Genomic DNA, 246 nt, shown 5'->3' with positions numbered 1-246 from the left:
GTAGAGGTGGCGGCCCTTGCCAAGCGGGGCGACACCGTCTCGCAGCGGCGCTTCGTCGGGGTGCACATCCTTCTGCTGCTCGGCGGAGTGCTCATGGTGTTCCCATTCGTGTACCAGATCCTCATGTCCTTGTCGACGAACATGGAGATCCAGTCCGTCCCGCCGAAGCTCATTCCCGACCGCTGGCAGTTCCACAATTACACCGAGGTGTTTACCCGTCTTCCTTTCCTCAAACAGTTTGGGGTG

1 pseudogene is annotated in these 246 nt (G+C 59.8%); it reads left to right on the top strand.

The window, feature by feature from the left end:
- Window positions 1-246, top strand: a pseudogene (locus H5993_RS09350) (hypothetical protein); the annotation flags it as partial.

Source organism: Limosilactobacillus alvi (assembly GCF_016900115.1).
Classification (GTDB): Bacteria; Bacillota; Bacilli; order Lactobacillales; family Lactobacillaceae; genus Limosilactobacillus; species Limosilactobacillus alvi.
The sequence above is the reverse complement of the archived record's forward strand: the minus strand, read 5'-3'. Positions and strand labels throughout refer to the sequence as shown.